The 1,516-nt window shown below is 60.3% G+C and carries 1 protein-coding gene; it reads left to right on the top strand.

Annotation, left to right across the window (positions count from 1 at the left end; genetic code table 11):
* Positions 1-74 precede the first annotated feature (74 nt).
* Positions 75-1,445, top strand: a complete 1,371-nt coding sequence (locus tag DR046_RS22875; protein WP_115384630.1) for a transposase — start codon at positions 75-77, stop codon at positions 1,443-1,445.
* The last annotated feature ends 71 nt before the right edge of the window (positions 1,446-1,516 follow it).

The following is a 1,516-nucleotide window of genomic DNA, read 5'->3' as shown; positions in this document are numbered from 1 at the left end:
GATACTGTTGAAAAAGTCCGTTGCCTGGCGTTCGAGGCTTTGATTCACTCGTTCTGAGAGTGGAGGGCATCGCGATGATGGGGCCAAGGCAAGTCGCGCAGGGCGCGCTATTTTACGAGTTCTCGATCGACGGATTCGTGCCTCTGGATCACCCGGTGCGCGGTATCGACCGGTTCCTCGATCTGTCTCATGTGCGGCCGCTGCTGGCACCTTTCTACAGCTCTGGCGGCCGCCCGTCGATCGATCCCGAACTGATGATCCGTATGTTGCTGCTGGGCTATTGCATGGGCATCCGGTCCGAGCGGCGGCTCTGCGAAGAGGTCCATGTCAATCTGGCGTATCGGTGGTTTTGCAGGCTCGATCTGACTGATGCGGTGCCCGATCATTCGACATTTTCCAAGAACCGCCACGGCCGCTTTCGCGAGAGCGGGCTGTTCCGGCATCTGTTCGAGACCGTCCTGCAACGCTGCATGGATGAAGGTTTGGTCGGCGGTCACAGCTTCGGCGTCGACGCCAGCCTGATCCCCGCGAATGCCAATCAGACACGCGGCATCGACAGCAAGGAAGGCTTGCCGCCGGACCTCACGTCCCGCGCCCTGGACGAATATCTTGAAACCCTCGACGATGCGGCCTTCGGCGCAGCAACCGACGCCATTCCCAAATACATCTCGCCGGTGGACCCGGCCGCGCGCTGGACGGGTGCCGATGGCGGTGCCGCCTACTTTGCCTATTCCACCAATTATCTCGTGGATCTGGACAATGCCGTGATCGTGGATGTCGAACCCACAGCTCCGATCCGGCCAGCGGAGGCGCGTGCCGCGCGGGACATGATCGACCGGGTGCAGGCACGCTTCGGCATCAACCCTCGCAAGCTGGTCGGCGATACAGGCTACGGATCGGCCGAGATGCTGGGCTGGCTGGTGGAGGACCGCAAGATCGCACCTCACATCCCGGTCTGGGACAAGTCAAAACGCACCGACGGCACCTTCTCGCGGGAGGAGTTCGCCTACGATACGACCGCCGACAGGTATACGTGCCCCGCCGGAAATACGCTCGAGACGTCCCGCCGTAAATTCTCGAGGCCGCGCCCCACGAATGTCAGCAAGGATGGTTTGATCCGCTACAGGGCGCGCAAACAGGATTGCGAAACCTGCCACCTGAAAGCGCAATGCTGTCCGACTCAACCTGCCAGGAAAGTGCTCCGATCCGTTCACGAAGCAGCAAGAGATATCGCCCGCGACATCCGCAAAACCGACGCCTACATGACCTCGTTCATGCAAAGGCGAAAGGTCGAGATGCTTTTTGCACATCTGAAGCGATACATCGGGCTGCGAATGATGCGATTACGTGGACCCAAAGGCGCAACGGAGCAATTCCAGCTCGCAGCAACCGCCCAGAACCTCCGCAAACTGGCCAAGTTGGTGCCCGTGACAGCCCCCGGATGAAAGGGACTGCCAATCGGCTCGCTTTGGACGCTGGTCAGAACGCTTCGATCGCCGACTTTTTCAACAGTATC

It is taken from the genome of Jannaschia formosa, assembly GCF_003340555.1.
GTDB lineage: Bacteria > Pseudomonadota > Alphaproteobacteria > Rhodobacterales > Rhodobacteraceae > Jannaschia > Jannaschia formosa.
The sequence above is the reverse complement of the archived record's forward strand: the minus strand, read 5'-3'. Positions and strand labels throughout refer to the sequence as shown.

Bases quoted from the DNA above. Each gene is read 5' to 3' on its own strand.
- DR046_RS22875 (WP_115384630.1), top strand. From the start codon at position 75: ATGATGGGGCCAAGGCAAGTCGCGCAGGGCGCGCTATTTTACGAGTTC.